The organism is Brucella sp. TWI559 (assembly GCF_039674265.1).
Lineage (GTDB): Bacteria > Pseudomonadota > Alphaproteobacteria > Rhizobiales > Rhizobiaceae > Brucella > Brucella chromiisoli.
The window spans coordinates 1-16709 of the sequence record NZ_JBDJNE010000002.1 but is presented as its reverse complement, the minus strand read 5'-3'; the positions used below and the strand labels follow the sequence as shown (position 1 = coordinate 16709).

The window sequence follows — 16709 nt, the reverse complement described above, 5'->3', positions numbered from 1 at the left end:
AAATTACCTCATCTGCTTGCGGTAAAGAGCCTAATATCCGCATAGTCACCATGGCCACGAAACCGCAGAGCGCCGTTTCGAGACTGAAATTCATCAAAGAAGCCAGAACCAAAATTGATGACGCGCAATGTCAATTCACCATTGACGTAGGCTAGCGGCGCGCCCCTATGACCACGGCTTGAAACGTAAAATTCATCAGCATCAACAATGACACGTGATTTTCCGCCACCAATGGCCTCAATCGCTAAAGCACCTTGCGTTCTATCGCCCCCCACCTCCGCGATGGCAGCAAAAACTACACGCGAAAGAGAGCCTGACGGTGCAGCTTCAGAATAGATCTGCAAATAACCATTTGCCGATATATTGCCGACCTGCGTCTGCGTTTGAATGAGGGTTTGTGCGACAGCGCCAAGCTCTGTTGCTGTTGCCTGCGCGAACTCTTGAACATTGGCGATGTTGCCTGCCAATTGCGCGTCAAGCTCTTCAAGGCGCGTAACCTGAGCTTTACGTTCATTAGCCTCAACCAAAACAAGGCGACGAAAGTTTGCACCTTGAACGCCGATTTCCTCACGAATACCTGCACGTTCAAATTCGCTGTCCGCTTCAAGATCTAATAGCGCGGTAGTTAAGCGCGACACCTCATTATCGACGCGCCGGAGATTATCATTCTGATTGCGCCAGAACTCTTGAAGCCCTGTGTTAAAGTTTTCAACACTGAACGGGTAAATATCCAGTGGCCCTAGGAGAATGTCACGCGTGCGCACACGGATCCAGTCGGACCACTCAAACAGGCGATTGCCCGCAAAAGTTGCGTAAACTGCCCGAATGTCGTAATCGGCATTCGGCAGCAGGATGCCGGGCGCAATCTTGATGCTACCACGCGCAACATCATCAGCCCGACCGGAATAGACAACGCCCAAATCAGCAGCGAAACGCACTTCAAAGCGGACGAAATCAATGTCCTCTTTCGCGCCATCCCAACCAAGCCGGATTGCGCAGCGGCGACTATTGCCGTCCGCGTCCTGCGCGACATCAGCCTCAGCAGAGAAATCAACAATCGGCTGGGGCAGCGGACGCATAGGCCCGACGGCGCCGTCGATTGGGGGCTTGTAATCAGTTGAGCTATTCCAGTCATAATCGGTTGGATCGACTTCCGTCAGATCAACCATAATATCAAGATTGGCCCGATCCGCAGCGCCATCAACCCGCATCAGCTTATTGACATAGCCGTTGCGTTTTGAAGTCCAGGCAAAGATAACACCGGGAACCGCATAAGCCCAGAATTTAGGCGGCAGCACATGCGTATGACGTCGCGCCCGCTGCCCCTCTTCCAAGGCCGACTTTTGCAGACGCTGCACTTGCTCAGGATAACAGACGAATGACAGTTCGATTGACGCCATTAGACGGCGATTGCCGTGCCGTGCCTCAAGATCAGTACGATAGAGCGGCGGTGCGGTCTTTATCACCCAGCCATCAGCAGGCGACGGATAAGTAACAGAAATGCCGTTGATCGTATCCGCCAACCCAAAGAATGGAGAAAACGACTGCTCATCAGTCGAAAGGATATCGTCATCTGTGAAATGGACTACAGGCGCATCAGGAGCGCCGAGATACATATGGTAGACGCCGCCAATCTCAGCAATACGGCCCTGACAAGTGGTATTGATTGCCTCAATTGCCGCCGACAGCGGTGCATCAATCGTAATTTCTCCACCTGAGCGATATTGCGGTTCAGAACCAGCAATCTGCCGGCATTTATTAATCACTGCAATCCAGTTAGCAGTCGGCAATCGTGCTGACGACATGCCCTGTACGCCATAGAACCACTTGCCATCCAGATAAATACCGCGCAGCAGGTTATAGTTCTGCACGGCTGAAAGATGATCCCCATCGCCGCCCCATGTGCTGGGATCACTCAAACGCTGCGCGCCGATGCCGCCAACACTACTATCACGTGTCGGGTCATACATTGGATAGCCATCAACTTCGAATTTGAAGGATGGAATGCCCGAAAACATATTCTTGGAAACGCGCGCCGTCACGATCACATAGGCGACACCATGCCCGACACGATTTGCGCCCCAAGCGCGGTTGCCGTTTGAACAGGTATTGACGAGAAAGCTATCCGCTGCCGTCTGCGTTCCATCATGAAACTTGACCCAGAGATTATCACCGTTGTTGCGATATTCCTTGACCTGCCAGCCCCACGACATGTCGGGCGTATTCAAATCAAGAGTTACTTTCTCATTATTCACCCAGACGTTAAGCAGCCCTTTGACCGGCAGATCGGAGAGCGCAATAACCTGCGTCAGATAGGCATTCGGGCTGTCACCATCTTTGCCCCATGTATTTGCCCAGACAAGAGAGCCAGCCGTTGCAGTTCTACCAATGATGAAAGAGCGCGGAAGATCGCCGCCGCCTTGCAAGGTACCATTGATTGAGAATGCCGGCTCTTTGGGCTTGCCAGAAATTGCCTGCGCAATGAGATTTGCGCCAATGCCTACAGCAGTCTTGAGAAGAAATGACCCGATAACGCCAAGGCCACCAATAAACGAACCGATTGCAGCGCCTACCGCCGCAATAGCTGAAAAAATAGCCATGTTGTAACCTTGAGATTAATCTCTGTCAGAGAGACTTAAGGAAATGCGTTTCCGCAGGCTTGTAGCCGCGCCGCTCATAGATCCGTGACACATCATTGCTTGCGAGTGACGCCATGCCAATTGCGGTGCAGGACTGTTCACGCGCCCAGTGCTCATAAGCATCAAGCATTAGAAGCGCCGAGCGACCACGCGCGGATGGATCGATAAACCAGACTGTTTCCTTGGCATACCGGCCAGCGCCAAACGGATGCTCAAACCATGCAGCCAACAGAATGCCTTGCGGCTTATCACCCAGCACAAGCGCAACCGCTTGTGGCGATGTAAGATGCTGATCAAACAGATTTGCGGCATAAGCCGCCTGAAACGGGAAAGCGAAGCCCGCAGCGCTATGGCTGGATCTCAGAAGCTGGACACATGCAGCGCGATCTGATGGCAGTGCTAAGCGAACAACCATCAGAACAGCCCCAGAAACTTCTTTTTCTTCTTTTGCGTCGGCACCTTGCCCTTTTCCGATCCCCACCAGACTTCCCATTCGGTTGCCGTGTCAGCATCCTGATAAAAACCATCAGTCGAAAGTCGCAGCCGCTGAGTGGCGTCTGATCGGGTATCTGGATTAGAGCGGGTAAATTCCTGCGTATGGCTGACGCAGGTCATCGTGACCGCGCCTTCCTCATTTTCGCTTGGGGTGCTTATCTCAATACGATCAACGAAACCAATAAACCGGCATTCCGCAGGCGCTACCAACTGGCGTGAATTAGGATCGAACAGCCCGCGATAGATTTCGACACGCGCTTGCTGGCAATCGTAATCGCGCACAATGCGCTCAACTTCCTCAAGTACCTGCGACATGCGAATGTTGACTTCCTGCACGGCCAGATTTGCAACAAGCGGAATATCGTCAATCGCAACCAGACTGCCAGTGCCATACCATTCACGTGTGACAGGCAAACCACTATCAGGATGCGTGATTGGAGCAGTAATATTGCCAACGTCAGACCAAAGCCCCTCTGTCTCAGGCGCATTTGTCTGACGATTGCGCGCAACCAGCCAAAGGAAGTCACGCGCCACCAGCACACGGCCTTGCAAGGCCGCATGGTTTTCAGCGGATATGTTTCTCACAGGAAAACTCCTTGAGCGATTATCTGGTTTTCACTACAAAGATTGTAGGAAATTTTAATTCCTGCGCTCTCTATATTTAGCAGAGGTCAAATGCGTGAATTTCGCAAATACCACACGGGCAACGAGACAGTAGACAACGCTCTCGATCAAATTCATCTACTTACAATGCGCAATTCTGAAGATTGGCGTATAGCTGGGGTATTATTTGATGATTGGCTGGTCAGCTTCATAACGGCAGTTGAATTACTTCCAAAGAACCATCCGATGCATCTAAAGACCCTTAACGTGTATACACGTGGTCAGCATATGGGATGGTCTGAGGACGAGACTGCACATTTTTACAAAAATATCACAGCCAAAATCTGGCCAATTCTTGATGAGATCAAGGACATACCTTTCGATCAAGAAACTAAACCGGACCCCATATTAGAGGAGTGGCGTTTTCGGGCAAAGAATGCCTCTACTCTGAAGTCAAAGTGGGACTTATGCCAAGAAATAGCAAACAGCAGGTCCTCACCATTTCACCTAAAAGATGCAGCACGAAAAGCATCAGTGCATATACACCAATATTTAAAGCGTGCTCGTCTTACTAGCGATGAAGACAGGTCAATTGAACAGAAGTTCTATTGGGTGAAATTGTCCCTATAGACTGCTCTCATCTACTTTCAATGGCCTGAAACGACACACTGCCACGCCCTGTCTGCAACTCAGCCGTTGTGGAAATGGATCCGGGAACGATAGTCATGCGGCAAGACGGCCGCACGATTGTGACTGAATTGCCGACGACTGTTTCCGGCCAGAAATGCGGCCTGACTTCAATGTCCAGACCATTGATATTGCCAATCTGATGAAGATTGCGCGGGCCAAGCTGTAGATAATCACCGATGCTTGGCGAATAGCCCGCAGGCCGGTTGCTCAATCGCAAAGTCTTGCGATCCTCGCCAATGGCGCCAAGCGTCAAGCTGGATGCATCCCCTACGCCCAATCCATTCGGGTGAGCGATAGGAAAACATCGGCTGATCGGACGGCCAAGAAACTCTTGCAGCCCGCCCTCAAGCAGTTTCAGGCGAGCGCGCCAAGCGTCGAGAACGTTGGCTGGCAAACTGCGCGACATGTAAGTTGCCTGCCACAAAGGAGAGCCAAGATCCTTCACGTAGGTTTTCCCGCCCGCCGTGCGACTTTGCTCCTGCCGATAGAGTAAATCAAACTCTGTTGACCAACCCGGAAAGCTGGCAAGAATGTCATATGGATATGTAATCGGCATTAGTGTCTCCAGCGGCCAAAGCTTGAGACACTAAAGTCATCAGGCATGGCTTGTAATATGCTCACAAAGTGATTGAGCCGCTATTGCTGCCCGCTTTAAGGCAATTTTTTTAATTTCATTAACAGACAATGTATCGAGATCAGCGCCGCTCACTTGGATCGACAAATCAAAATTGTCATAAGCTTCTAGAGTTTCATCCCAGTATTGGAACAAAAAATTGGCGTGATATGCTGCCAACCCATCTTCTTCAAACCGCTTTAGAGAAACTAACTTAAAACTGGTTTCTTCACGTAGTTCAAAACTAGATAATACTTCATCATACCCTGACATAGACTATCCCCTTTCCAACAATGACGGGACATTATCCGAGTCTTAATAAAGATCAATCTATACCTTAACGTTATGTTTTGGTATTTTGCGAACCGCCTCAATAATCCTTGATCCCATCTCGCGATTGGTCTTCGCAAGTCCCGCCTCCAGACGGGAAACCGCAGCAGCATCAGCCCCACGCGCATCAATATGATACACCGGAGCAAATGACATGCTGCCGCCCGCTCCGCCCATTTCTGAAATTGACGGAACATTCGGCAAAGGCACATTCATCTTTGGCATCGTTGGCATTGAAAAGCCGATAGGCCCGCCATTTGCGCGCTTAGGCAAACGGTCCGCATTCATAGCTTCCAAGATCGGCAACCACTTTTGCGTGGCAGCCGCGTTCATCATGAACTCGCCATTGCTACCCCACATGAGAACTTTGTCATCACGCGGACCACCCTGACCCCTGACACGGCCACCATTCGCCAAAGCTTGGATCGGCCCACCATCTTTACGACCGAGCAAACCACCCAGCCAGCTAAACGCACCGCTAAGCATTCCACCCCCGGAACCGCCCGAAGATGGCTTGAACAGAGAATCAAACGCGGAATTGAGCGCCAGTTCAGCCAGTTTTCGCAGCAAACCGGAAAGCGCATCGCTAAGGCTATCAGCCCCCGTAATTGCACCAATCATTCCTGATTTGAACGACTGATAGAAGTCCATCGCGGCTTGATCTGCCCGCTCCTGACTTTCTTGCACGCGGCGCAAAGCCTCAGCTTGCCGAGCATAAGCCTCAGAAACTTCATCAATAGCTGCTTTTTGTTCAGGAGAAAGCTTGATGCTGGAAAGGTCAGTTTGACCCTTTCTGATGGCTTCATCCCGAAGTTTAGCAAGTGCTGCCTGCTCCAGATCCAGCGAAGCGCGGCGCTTTTCCTGTTCCTGATAGGACAAGCCCACCATCGCAGTTTCGGCCCGCAGCGCTTCCGTCCGATCTCTTAAAGCCTGCACATCGCTATCAAGCTTTTGATCAGCAGTTTTTTGATGCGCCTTTTCTTTCGCAGGCTTTTTACCCTCTGCCGATCTGGACTTATCACCAGCAAGCTCAGCCTCTGCAATGCGCTTAATCTGCGCATCGGTCAGCTTTTGATTGTCAGTTTCAGAGCGCTTGCGCACTTCTGCAATCTTGTTTTCAAGGGCAAACTGTTCTTTGCTAAGCTGAGCGCGCTTGAGAGCATTGCGCTCGTATTCCTCAGCGACTGCGTTTTCAGCCCGACGCTGCACGATGTAAGGATCTGCGGTGGCACGCTCTTTTTTATCGCTATCCTGCCCTTTCGGATAAGCCATGCTCATTGCACGGCCTGCATCCTGCGCAGTCTTAATCACGACATTCATCACATCGATCAGGTTGAAAAAACCATTCTTGATGATTTTGAAATTTGGATGCGCGTTTTCAATGTCTTGCAACTTGTTTTTTAATTGTTCTGCGCCACGACCCGTATTGGTGAACTCATCGATAAGTCTGTTAAGCTCATCAATGTGTTTTTGGCCGATAGGCTCAGCCCTGTTAAAGTTTTCAACATTCGTCTTGAGATCTTGAATTGCAGACCCTGCTTTTGCCACGTTCTGCTCAAGCGTATCGCCGAACCGAGTTGAATAAGCCTCCACAGCGGCGAGACGCGTAACGGCTTCGTCAAGATCCTTACCTAGCTGGATGACACTGCCACTAACCCTTGTGCCGTTAATCTCGACCAGCTTCGCACGGACCTCATCAGCTGTGATTTTAAAGTCACCAAAATCACGAGCCATCTGCGCGATCTGCTGACGCGCCGCGCCATCTTCCTTGCTCGCAAAAGCAACCATTGCACGATTGGCGATAGAGTTTAACTCATCACCATTACCAACCCAATTAGAGAAGGCACCGCCACCGTTTCGCAGGCGGCCGATTTCATCATTGATTTGTTTGAGTTTTCGTGCGCGATCCGCGGCCGTAAGCTTGTCCAAAGACTCAGCCGCCTGATCAAGTGCATCAGCTACCTTTGGCGCAAGTAGCCCCAACTTTTCCATCTCAGCACGAAGTTCATCGCTGTTACGGCTCGCTTCAATCGCGCCAGCTGCATATTTCCCAACAGCTAAAACAAGCGCCCCGCCGATGATGGCACCAAGCGGACCAGCAGCAACGCTCAGGCCACCAAACGCAGAAACCATTTCACCTGCACCCTTGGCAGCTTTCAGCGCCTGCGTGAATTTGATGACCGACGCAGTTGTCGTGCCAAGCGCCCGCGTCATGTTTGCAAGAGATCGCCCGACCAGAACGCCAGCGAAAACCGCCGCAACCTGCAAACCAGCATCTGCAACCTGATCAAAATTATCTGCAATGAGTATGAGCGCCTCGGCCATCTTAGCCGAGATCCCAGTGGCATGATCGGCGTTGCCGACATACTGCAACAGCGCATTGTTCAAAAGGGAAAAACCGTCGCCAATGGTTGCGGGCATATCTGCCGCTTCCTTGCGCAGGATCTGCATTTGACTGGTTAACGCTTTAACTATCGCATCGCCAGTAATTTTGCCTTGGGCGCCTAGCGCACGCAAACCGTTTGTCGTTGTGCCAAGTCCAGCAGCCAGCGCCTCAGCAACACGACCGCCCGACTCAATCACCGTATTGAGATTGTCGCCCGAAAGCTTGCCGGTCGCCATAGACTTACCAAGCGCGTCAATGACGCGCGCGGCCCGCTCACCCTTAGCGCCAGACACCACAAGCGCATTATTCAACGCCTCAGTATAATCAAGCGACTGATTGGTGCTGTAACCCAACTCCCTCAAGGCTGTTGAGCTTAGAAGATAACTCTCTGTTGTTTGCGACAGATCGGAATAGGTACGGCGGGCCATATCACCAAGGCGACCCATTACCTGCGTACCGCCTTCGATCGAACCAGCTGCAAGATTGACGCGAGACGTTAAATCCGTCCATTCATCTGTCATCTTGCGCAGTTCATTTGCACCAAGCACCGACCCAACCGCAGCAAGCCCTTTACCGACGCCGGTACCGATAGGCTTGCTAAATGTCGCCTCAAGCTTTGACTGCATGTCGCGGGCGAGCTTTTCGATCTCCTTGAAGTGCTTATCTGCCATCTTGGAAGCATTATTCATGCTTTTATCGACGCCATCGGCCATTGCTTTCATAGCCGTTTCGATACGTTTCTGTGTGCGGCGCAACGATGCTGCGTCAGCAGAAATTGAAAGAATGATATCGTCGGACACTTCCGTCATGAGATCCTCACATCGAAGAAAAGGCCGCTCGCTTGCGGCCTCTAATTTCCATATTGTTTTAAGAGAGCATCCATCTGCGCATCAGTTGGCGCATCGCCGTGTTTCTTGCCGCCACGCGCTTCGATAAAGCCGTCAATCGCCGCCATAAATTCGCTTAAGGTGGCATTCCAGAATGTTGCTGGTGTCCATCGTAAGACACCAAAGGCGGATCGCTGCCAATCACGCCAGGGGAAATCCGCCTCTATGTCATTCCCCCGGCCTGACCGTTTCCCGGCTCACCGTCAAAATGATCAGAAAGAGCCGCAGAGAAAGCCCGCGACACATCGCTAAAATGCTTCAACTTTAAGGCTGAAATCACCGAGGAAGCATCGCCCTCTATGGTCAGGTGACGTATTCCAGAAACAACCGCTGCGATTTCACCGTTGGTCAAACGCTCATAGAGATCGTGCATGGATTTGCAGCCAAGTTCCGTTGAAACCGCAGCAAGCCCGCCCATTGATGCGGCAATAACAATGTCGGCACCACCAATGGTGATGCCAACTTCGCCCCGCGCCCCGTTTACAGGAAGCACCATGATTATGGCTCCGCAGTAAATTCGAGTGGGCCAGCCGCCTCGAATGTTGCGCTGAAATCCATGTTGCCTTCAAGCTCGCCAGAGAATTCGAAATCAGAAACAAACCACGACCCCTTGTATTGACCAAGGCCCGGTACGATAACGATGGCATTGAAAACCTCAGCAGCATTCACCTTGCCGACAAAGTATGCAGACTTTGCACCGGCCACATACTTGCCAGATCCAGTGAAAGTTCGATTTTTAATGCCCGGCTCAGCGGTTTTCTGTGGCGTAGCACCGGGATTTCCACAATCTCCAATCGTGGTGTCGATTGAATTTGCCGACATGTTGAACGAACGGGCAAGCAATCCACACAGATTGCTGAACTCCTCCGGTCCGGGAGTGACTTCGCCATCGCCAACCTGAATAAGAAGAAGGCGACCTTTCTGCTGACCAGTAGCCATTTTAGTGTCCTTGGAAAATGAAAGGCCCACCGGATGAAGGGTGAGCCACTATGTTTCTGGGAATGTCGAAGTGATTGGCGTTAAGCCGCCTCAGTTCGAGCTATGAACTCGACAACACCATGATAATGAATGCCGTCCAGATCTTGGAAAACCTGCGTGCGCAGGTGATCAATCGAAATCAGCCGATAGCTTGGCAATGCCAGAGACGCATCATTCAATGCGATCTCAACACTATCTGCCATTTCCGCAGCCTCTTTCCGACTGGTTGAATAGTTTGACCATGTGTGAATGGTCACATAAATTCGCCGCCCGCTGACACACTCAACATCATCGCGATGATCATCAAAGTGACCAATCTCGACATACGGCGCACTGGTTTCAGCTGGAACACGGTCAAAAACCTTATCGCCTGAAATAGCCCGCAGCGGCGGCCACGCTTTAAGGCGAGCTACAATTGACGCCTGCAACTCAAGGGATGCGCTCATTTCTTCATCGCCTCCCTGACGCCCTTATTCACAGCTGCACGGATCCGACGCAGCCCCTTTTTGCGCATGCCACGCCAGACTGGAAAGATATGCGGCTGGGCTGGCGTTGCAGCATGCGGGCGCTTTGCCTTGCTCATCACCTTGCCAGACTTATAACGCCGATCAGGGCGCTCACTTCCGCCGCCGCTTGATTTGGTGCCAAATTCAAGAAAGCGCCAAATAAACGACGCATAAATTCCAACCGCATTTGGGTCTGTCGTTTTTCGTGATCCGAAAGGAACCTTGCCGGGGTTGTCACTTTGCTTTGCCGCATGGATGCTATCTGCATAATCGCCGGAACGGTTTGGCGCTCGCTCTTTCATGGCACTAACAGCCTCTTGCGCGACTGCCATCTGTGCATCGGCCATTTTATCAATCGCCTTTGGAGCGATCTGGCGGATCTTATTGATTAACTCAGCACGGCCTTTTGATTTAAAGCGCACTCCCATAGCAATCACTCACAATATTTAAGGGAAACAGGGAAAGGCATCGCAAGCTTTGACTCTTTTCCAATCCAATGCCATAGGCTGGACAGACTAACTGTGAGACATACTTTTCACGCTGAAAGGCTTTTCATGAAAATTCTGATTGGAGCGGCTTGCATCGCAGTTATTGCACTCGCCATCTATGTGATTGGAGGCGACTACATGGCTTCAAGAGCATTAGGTAAGCAAACCTTCAGCGCAAGTTGCGATGCGCTTCTGGAAGAAGTGAAAGATATAGATCCCAACAAATTGTCGAGCAGCGAACGACTTAGATATAAGCAACGATTGGACGACTGCGCTAAGCACCTTCGCACTGGCAAGCTGCCTAACTAGCCGTCCTCGCCTTCGATCACCAACATTTCCAGATAGGCGTTTCGGCCATCTGGATTGACTATGGTTTTAATCCCAAACACCCGATTTGGCAGTTTCACGCCTTTTTCGTCAATTTTCACACCTGCGCGCACATCATAGACCCGCCATGCAGCCGTTACCTGCCGTGCCGTTTTATGCGACCTGATAATAAGGTTATAAGGCTGGCGCGCATCCAGTCTTGACGCGATAATCGTTTCAGCATTGCCGCCAAACTTAGGCTCTAAGGCAGCCGGAACAGTAAACTGATCAACCCAACCCCCGCGAGATCCACCGAGACCATCATCAATAGTCTCTTTCTTTTGAAAAGTGACGCGCAAGCGAAGGCGACCTGCACCATCACGCTTTGCCATTTGTCACCTCACGTCGCGGAGTTGGAACCTTTACGGCCTTTTTCTGAGATATTGCGGCACTTGCACAACGCGTGGTCACGCTGCGCACCATGCCCTCTTTATAGGCAATCGTTACCGCAGCCGTTGCCCGAAAATCAAAATCTGACAGGAAGCGAACCCAAGGCATTCAATGACCTTTCTATGTGAAGATCAAATCACCAGTGACTGCGATAATTGCAAAGCAACGCATCAAAACTGGAATACGGCACAGACGGTGACGGCTCCCTGTTTTCATAAGCATCACTGATGAAAAGCAAGATTGCATGCCGGACAGCATCCGGCACTTTTTCAAAGCCTACCTGCGCAATAAGATCGACGGTCGATCCGGCTTGTATCGCAGGCCAGCTTTTACCCGGACGCAGCTTAATGCTCGCATCATATGGATCTGATTGAAGCTTATAAACATCAGGTGAAAGCGTGCGGCTCTCACCTGCCAGATCCACATAAATGATGCTTACGACTTTCTGCACCGGAGAGAATGGCAGATCCTGCATCGCCCGGAAGGTTTCACAAGACGCTGACAACTCTCGCTGCGCAAATTTCACACTGCAATAATTCTCAACATGGTCACGGCCAGCCGCAACCAAACCGGCAATCAGGTTATCGTCATCATCGAAATCCACCCGGCATTGCAGCTTTGCCGCCTCCAATGTGACTGGCTCTATAATTTCATCGCAGGCAGATACCGGATGGGTCCACATCAGTCAGCCTTTCCTTTGGCCTTGCCAGATGCTGGCTGCGCAGGCGCAGTCTCAGCCTTGGACGCGCCCGTTTCAGGCTCCGCACTGCCAGCCGCTGCACCATTCTCACCAACCTGCGCATCAGTAACGACTGCCGTTTTCGACTGCTGACTGGTATCTGTTCCCGCGCCATCTGGCGCACCCATCACAACAGAACCCGGCTCAGCACCAATTCCAGTCTCAGGCCCACCACCAGCAGCGCCAAGATTAAGCGCCGCAACCGCAGTTTCTGTACCAAGTCGATCAGCAACGGTCGTTTCATAGTCTGTACCTAAAAAAGGAACAGCAGAGCCGCTATTAATCAGACTGATCGCTTCACTCTCAGAAAAGCGTTCGGTTACATCGCCGCGTGAAAGCGCAAAACCCGCACCGGCAATGCTCATAAGCATTTTGATTTTCATGGTAATCCCCATGCAAATGCAGGGAGTGGACGACGCCAACTCCCTGCTAATGATTGTGGTTTGGATTAAGCAGCAGCAGCCATGTGTTTAACGGCAGCAGCATCGCCCAATTCGCCATCAAAGCGGATCAGACCTGCAATGCCGAGGTTCGGCCAGAAGCGTTCACGCATGATGCCGATCATCGGATCATTGACCTTGCGGACGAAATATTTGCTGAAATCGCCAAAGAGCATGAATTTCTTGGCAGCAGCAATATCATCCATGGCCTGATTGATGCTGTATGGACGACCGTTAAAGCTACCCGGCACACCCTTCTGCACATCACCCTTTTGCCAGAGATAGTTGCCATCACCATCCTTGAGCTTGCGCACAATATTCAATGTTTTGTCATTGAACATGTAACGGGCTTTTGGCGACGCACGATAAGCAGGATCTACCGAATGCTCAAGATCGATAATGTCATCCCACGTCACGCCGGTTGCTGTCGCAGTCGTGCGACCGAGTGACGAAGCTGTAACAATCCCATTAGGCGCATTCACGCCTGTACCACGTGTCAGCTGCAAATTTGCGATGCGTCCAAGGCGCTCGCCCAGCAAAGAGCCGAGCAATTGCTCCATGCCAAAAGCACTATCCTGCACAAGTTCAAACGAGAACTTCACAAACTTGGTATTGAACACATATGAGCTTAACAACTTCTGCGAGAACTCTACATCGGCAGAGCCATCATCAACAAAGTCGTTACCTTCCGTATGCGCTACGGCCTCTTTGTCGGTATCATCAACAGTTGGGATGGTGATTGGATTGCCGCGAGCAGTCCGCATCTCCGTGCAGACATTCTCGTCATACATCGGACCCCATTCTTTCATCGACTGGATGATAAAGCCCGCCAATTCTGTCGGAACGGTATAGCCACCGGCAGCGGCCACCGTGGACTGCGAACGCTGTTCCTGATCTGGCGTGACAATACCAGCTTTCAATGCGTTTCGCTCTTCACCAGACAGGGCAGAAATATCACCGCCATTTGCCAGCATTTTATAGAAAGCAGAACGATATTCTGTATTCGCAGTGGGTGCACGGTCATCACTGCGAAGATCCGGGCCAAGCGGACGCTGACGCGAGCGCTGTTCTTCCGCATGCGTTTCAAGCGCAATGACCTGTTCGATCTGCTTGATCTCTTTTTCCAGCTTGTCATGCTCAGCCATTGCCGCGTCATGCTGGGCTTCAAGTTCTTTGGCACGCGTTTCATCGGTGCAGGCCGTGATTTCTTCAAGCCGCGAACGGGCTTCAACAACGATTTTTTCCTGCTTTTGACGCAGTTCTTTAAGGCGAGCAGACATCGCATATTCTCCGATTGGAATGCTGTGATTGATTAATGCGCGGCAAATGCCTGCGCTAAGACTTGTTCAAAGGTGGCGCTGAGCCAGATCGAGAGAGATTTTCATACCGAGCCGCTTTGTAGCGGATCGGATATTGCAGCTGGTCAGATCATTGCGAACGCTCTGCAATGACCGCAGTGCAATTTCAGTGCCTAGATAGGCAGGATCTGAAACAATCGACACGTCGAAAAGGCTAACTTCGTGAATGTAACGGATCGGAATATCGCGGCTCTCGTCCCATTCTTGTCGCGTGGCATAGAAACCAAACGACATCTTATCCAAATCGCCGCGCTTCATTTTAGGAATGATCCGCGCCACATCAGGATCCGCAGGATCTAACGTGGTATCGATTTTCAGGCCGTGGCTATCTTCCGTCAGCTTCAACGTGCCGGATCGGGTACGAGCAAGAGGCAAGCCACCATGCTCAATCAGAAACGAAACATCATCCCGGCCAATCGCAGCCTGAAATGCTCCCGGTTTGATGACTTCAACGAAATATCCGCCGATGTCGGAACGCTGATTAAACACAGCAGCATATCCAGAAACTGCCACACCACTTTCATCAGACCGGATTTCGGCAGCAATGCCGCCCCGGATCTCCTTTTTTACGGTCATTGCCTATCCTCGCCGTTTTCTGGAATTTCCTTTGGAGGCGTCAACAGAGGCTGGGAGCCAAGCGGCACCGTTGCACCCTGAATAAGAAGCTGATCGCCGTTTTCTTTCTCAGGCCGATTTTCCAAGGCCCGCGCCTCATTCGGCGTAAGGATGGCTGACTGGATGCCCCGCGCCATACCCTCAATGCGGCTCTTGAAATCACCGCGCATCAGAGCATCAAGATTATGCTCGATATGACGATTGCCGCGCCGTCTGAATATTTTCAGACTGGCTTCCTCCTCAAACGCCTTCGCCCACTGCGAAATCAGATGCTTGACGAGATGCAAATCCTGTTGCTCGACATTCGAGAACTTTGCCTGCGTCATATCCTGCAAGAATACAGGCGGCAGGTTATAAATCCGGGCGATTTCCTCAATCTGAAAGCGCCGGGCTTCCGTCATCTGCCCCTTAGCCGGATCAAAACCAATCTGCTTAAGATCGTAACCACCGGGGATCTGCGCAATCGGTGTATTGCTTTCCCTCGCATGTTCAATGGAACGCTTGATGTCTTCCGCAGCCCGCTTCATACCATCCTTGCCAGCAGGCAACGGACCCGTGAGCGCCAATGGAGGCACACCGCCACCGGCAAAGAAATTGCTGCCGTACTCATCCATCGCCAGACCAAGCGCAATAGCCTTGGAACCGCTAATGATCGGGCTGTATGAATTAAGCTGATCAGGATCCAACATCCAAGGAATGTCGATCACGTCAGAGGCTGGATATTCCTTTCGCCCACCTCCGGCATCAAACTCATAAACCTTTCGGCCAGCCTGCCTTTTGATCGTGACGTGCGCATTGTTGAGCGGCCAAAATGCTATCGGGTTTCCAGACAGATCGCGCTCAATCCATGTCAGACCGCGCCCAGAGGTGAACACCTGCTGCCACATATATTTGCGCCAGCCAAAGCTCGTCCATTCATCATGCGGGCTTTCATTGAGCAACGACTGTAACGGCCCGCCTGCCTTTTCTGCACCCTTTCCGCGATTGCGATAAACATGCAGCGGCAGATTTGCCAAAGACGATGAAAGGAAAGTGACCGCAGCCGATACAGCAGGCAGTTTCAGCGCACTTTTGATCGTGACAGGCGGTAAGTTTCCATCCTTCAAACCGAAGAACTGCATGAAATCGCCAGAACTGACTGCCACAGTCGGATTTTCGATTGGAGCGCGAGATCTGGTTTCGCGCCCCATCAACTTATCAATCAGTTTCATCAGGATTTACCCACGCTGTATTCCGGGTCATCGTAAGGCGATGTCGGAGCGGCTTCATCTTCGTCGCCGTTGATTGCAAGCCCCAGAGCCATGACTGTTGCAGCAATCCCGTCGATCTTATCGAGTGAGTTTTTCTTGTCCGGCACGTAATTGAGATTGGCATCAAAGCGCACACTGCAATGGCCAGCCATCCAAGCAAGAACAGGATGTCCGCCATGCTCAATTTTGGCTGCGAACACTAAACGTTCCAGCTCTTTCGTCGGCAAGCCCAGCGTTTGATGGCCTTGACGCATCTCAACCATAACTTCCGCGTCAATATCTTCCTGCAAGTCAGTGACAAGCTTCGCAGCATTCCATCGGTCAAAGCCGAATTGCTGCACATCGAAATTCGCAAACGCTTCCAGAATGGCATGCTTGACGAAGTTCTGATCGACAGCATCACCGGGGGTTGCTTCCAGCGCACCTATTTTCACCCAGCGATGCCAATCTACGCGCTTGTCCTGTTCGGCCCGCTCATCAAGCGTTGCAGCTGGCACCCAGAAACGCGGGATAACTACCCATCGCTCATGATCGTCGTCAGGCAGCAACACCGCCACAAGCGCGGTAATGTCTCTCGTCGCGGAAACATCGCAAGCAAGAAATGCCTTGCGGCCCTTATGTTGCCGCCAGAGTTGCGGCCAAGCGTCCTTATCTTCCGTACAAAGCGCCCATTTTGAACGCGGCAACCAACCGGCAATCTGATCAACCCACCGATTAAGATGATAACACTGGAAAACCGCCTCTTGTGCTGGATGCCCTTTGGCTTTCCTGAACTCGGTACGGAGATAATCCAGCGTCGGTGTCAGTCCAAGGCTGGGATTTGCCTGTCCGACCTCAGCGCCTTTGAGACAAAACTGGTTTAATTAAGAAGAGAGGATTTTCGGCTCATCATAGCTTTATCAAAGGACGCAAAGATGAGACAGAAACCCGTTCCCC

The 16709-nt window shown here is 51.5% G+C and carries 19 protein-coding genes and 1 pseudogene; 2 read left to right on the top strand and 18 right to left on the bottom strand.

Annotation, left to right across the window (positions count from 1 at the left end; translation table 11 throughout):
* Positions 1-8 precede the first annotated feature (8 nt).
* From ABE530_RS04160 to ABE530_RS04150, 3 genes are read right to left on the bottom strand one after another with little or no spacing between them, the layout of a single operon-like run.
* Positions 9-2600 carry a phage tail protein gene (locus ABE530_RS04160; RefSeq protein ID WP_499693687.1) on the bottom strand — a complete coding sequence of 864 codons (2592 nt, stop codon included), beginning with the start codon at positions 2598-2600 and terminating at the stop codon, positions 9-11.
* A 25-nt stretch (positions 2601-2625) separates the two neighbouring features.
* Positions 2626-3054, bottom strand: coding sequence for a GNAT family N-acetyltransferase (locus ABE530_RS04155; protein ID WP_499693686.1), 429 nt, complete (start codon positions 3052-3054; stop codon positions 2626-2628).
* Positions 3054-3719, bottom strand: a complete 666-nt coding sequence (locus ABE530_RS04150) for a hypothetical protein (RefSeq protein WP_499693685.1) — start codon at positions 3717-3719, stop codon at positions 3054-3056. Before ABE530_RS04150 ends, ABE530_RS04155 begins: the two co-directional genes overlap by 1 nt.
* 90 nt (positions 3720-3809) lie before the next feature.
* Between ABE530_RS04150 and ABE530_RS04145 the strand changes: the two genes are divergently transcribed.
* Positions 3810-4367 carry a hypothetical protein gene (locus tag ABE530_RS04145; protein WP_499693684.1) on the top strand — a complete coding sequence of 186 codons (558 nt, stop codon included), beginning with the start codon at positions 3810-3812 and terminating at the stop codon, positions 4365-4367.
* 7 nt (positions 4368-4374) lie between these two features.
* On the opposite strand, the gene ABE530_RS04140 is transcribed toward ABE530_RS04145, so the two are convergent.
* From ABE530_RS04140 to ABE530_RS04105, 8 genes are all read right to left on the bottom strand, one after another.
* On the bottom strand, positions 4375-4983 hold the full coding sequence (locus ABE530_RS04140; RefSeq protein ID WP_499693683.1) for a hypothetical protein: 609 nt from the start codon (positions 4981-4983) through the stop codon (positions 4375-4377).
* Between the two features lie 39 nt (positions 4984-5022).
* A complete protein-coding gene (locus ABE530_RS04135; RefSeq protein WP_499693682.1) occupies positions 5023-5313 on the bottom strand; it encodes a hypothetical protein in 291 nt (96 codons plus the stop codon).
* 57 nt (positions 5314-5370) lie between these two features.
* Complete coding sequence (locus ABE530_RS04130; RefSeq protein WP_499693681.1) at positions 5371-8565, bottom strand: tape measure protein; 3195 nt, start codon at positions 8563-8565, stop codon at positions 5371-5373.
* 41 nt (positions 8566-8606) lie between these two features.
* Positions 8607-8810, bottom strand: coding sequence for a phage tail assembly chaperone (locus tag ABE530_RS04125; RefSeq protein WP_499693905.1), 204 nt, complete (start codon positions 8808-8810; stop codon positions 8607-8609).
* Positions 8807-9139 (bottom strand): hypothetical protein, encoded by a 333-nt coding sequence (locus tag ABE530_RS04120; RefSeq protein ID WP_499693680.1) that lies wholly within the window; start codon positions 9137-9139, stop codon positions 8807-8809. Before ABE530_RS04120 ends, ABE530_RS04125 begins: the two co-directional genes overlap by 4 nt.
* Positions 9140-9141: 2 nt before the next feature.
* On the bottom strand, positions 9142-9582 hold the full coding sequence (locus tag ABE530_RS04115) for a phage tail tube protein (protein WP_499693679.1): 441 nt from the start codon (positions 9580-9582) through the stop codon (positions 9142-9144).
* A gap of 80 nt (positions 9583-9662) precedes the next feature.
* Complete coding sequence (locus tag ABE530_RS04110; protein ID WP_499693678.1) at positions 9663-10067, bottom strand: DUF3168 domain-containing protein; 405 nt, start codon at positions 10065-10067, stop codon at positions 9663-9665.
* On the bottom strand, positions 10064-10555 hold the full coding sequence (locus ABE530_RS04105; protein WP_499693677.1) for an HK97 gp10 family phage protein: 492 nt from the start codon (positions 10553-10555) through the stop codon (positions 10064-10066). Before ABE530_RS04105 ends, ABE530_RS04110 begins: the two co-directional genes overlap by 4 nt.
* A gap of 126 nt (positions 10556-10681) precedes the next feature.
* On the opposite strand from ABE530_RS04105, the gene ABE530_RS04100 reads away from it, so the two are divergent.
* Entirely contained in the window at positions 10682-10924 is a 243-nt protein-coding gene (locus ABE530_RS04100; protein WP_499693676.1) for a hypothetical protein, read from the top strand.
* Here ABE530_RS04100 and ABE530_RS04095 read toward each other — a convergent pair.
* The 7 genes and pseudogenes from ABE530_RS04095 to ABE530_RS04065 form a co-directional block, all read right to left on the bottom strand.
* Positions 10921-11313 (bottom strand): head-tail adaptor protein, encoded by a 393-nt coding sequence (locus ABE530_RS04095; RefSeq protein WP_499693675.1) that lies wholly within the window; start codon positions 11311-11313, stop codon positions 10921-10923. The genes ABE530_RS04100 and ABE530_RS04095 overlap by 4 nt on opposite strands.
* Before the next feature lie 194 nt (positions 11314-11507).
* The gene (locus ABE530_RS04090) at positions 11508-12053 is read right to left on the bottom strand and encodes a head-tail connector protein (RefSeq protein WP_499693674.1); all 546 of its coding nucleotides are present in this window, start codon (positions 12051-12053) and stop codon (positions 11508-11510) included.
* The gene (locus ABE530_RS04085; protein ID WP_499693673.1) at positions 12053-12493 is read right to left on the bottom strand and encodes a hypothetical protein; all 441 of its coding nucleotides are present in this window, start codon (positions 12491-12493) and stop codon (positions 12053-12055) included. Before ABE530_RS04085 ends, ABE530_RS04090 begins: the two co-directional genes overlap by 1 nt.
* 65 nt (positions 12494-12558) lie before the next feature.
* Entirely contained in the window at positions 12559-13830 is a 1272-nt protein-coding gene (locus ABE530_RS04080) for a phage major capsid protein (RefSeq protein WP_499693672.1), read from the bottom strand.
* Between the two features lie 66 nt (positions 13831-13896).
* Positions 13897-14484 carry an HK97 family phage prohead protease gene (locus ABE530_RS04075; RefSeq protein ID WP_499693671.1) on the bottom strand — a complete coding sequence of 196 codons (588 nt, stop codon included), beginning with the start codon at positions 14482-14484 and terminating at the stop codon, positions 13897-13899.
* Positions 14481-15734 (bottom strand): phage portal protein, encoded by a 1254-nt coding sequence (locus ABE530_RS04070; RefSeq protein ID WP_499693670.1) that lies wholly within the window; start codon positions 15732-15734, stop codon positions 14481-14483. The genes ABE530_RS04075 and ABE530_RS04070 overlap by 4 nt, the downstream gene beginning before the upstream one ends.
* Positions 15734-16588, bottom strand: a pseudogene (locus tag ABE530_RS04065) (terminase TerL endonuclease subunit); the annotation flags it as partial. The pseudogene ABE530_RS04065 and the gene ABE530_RS04070, both read right to left, overlap by 1 nt.
* Between the last annotated feature and the right edge of the window lie 121 nt (positions 16589-16709).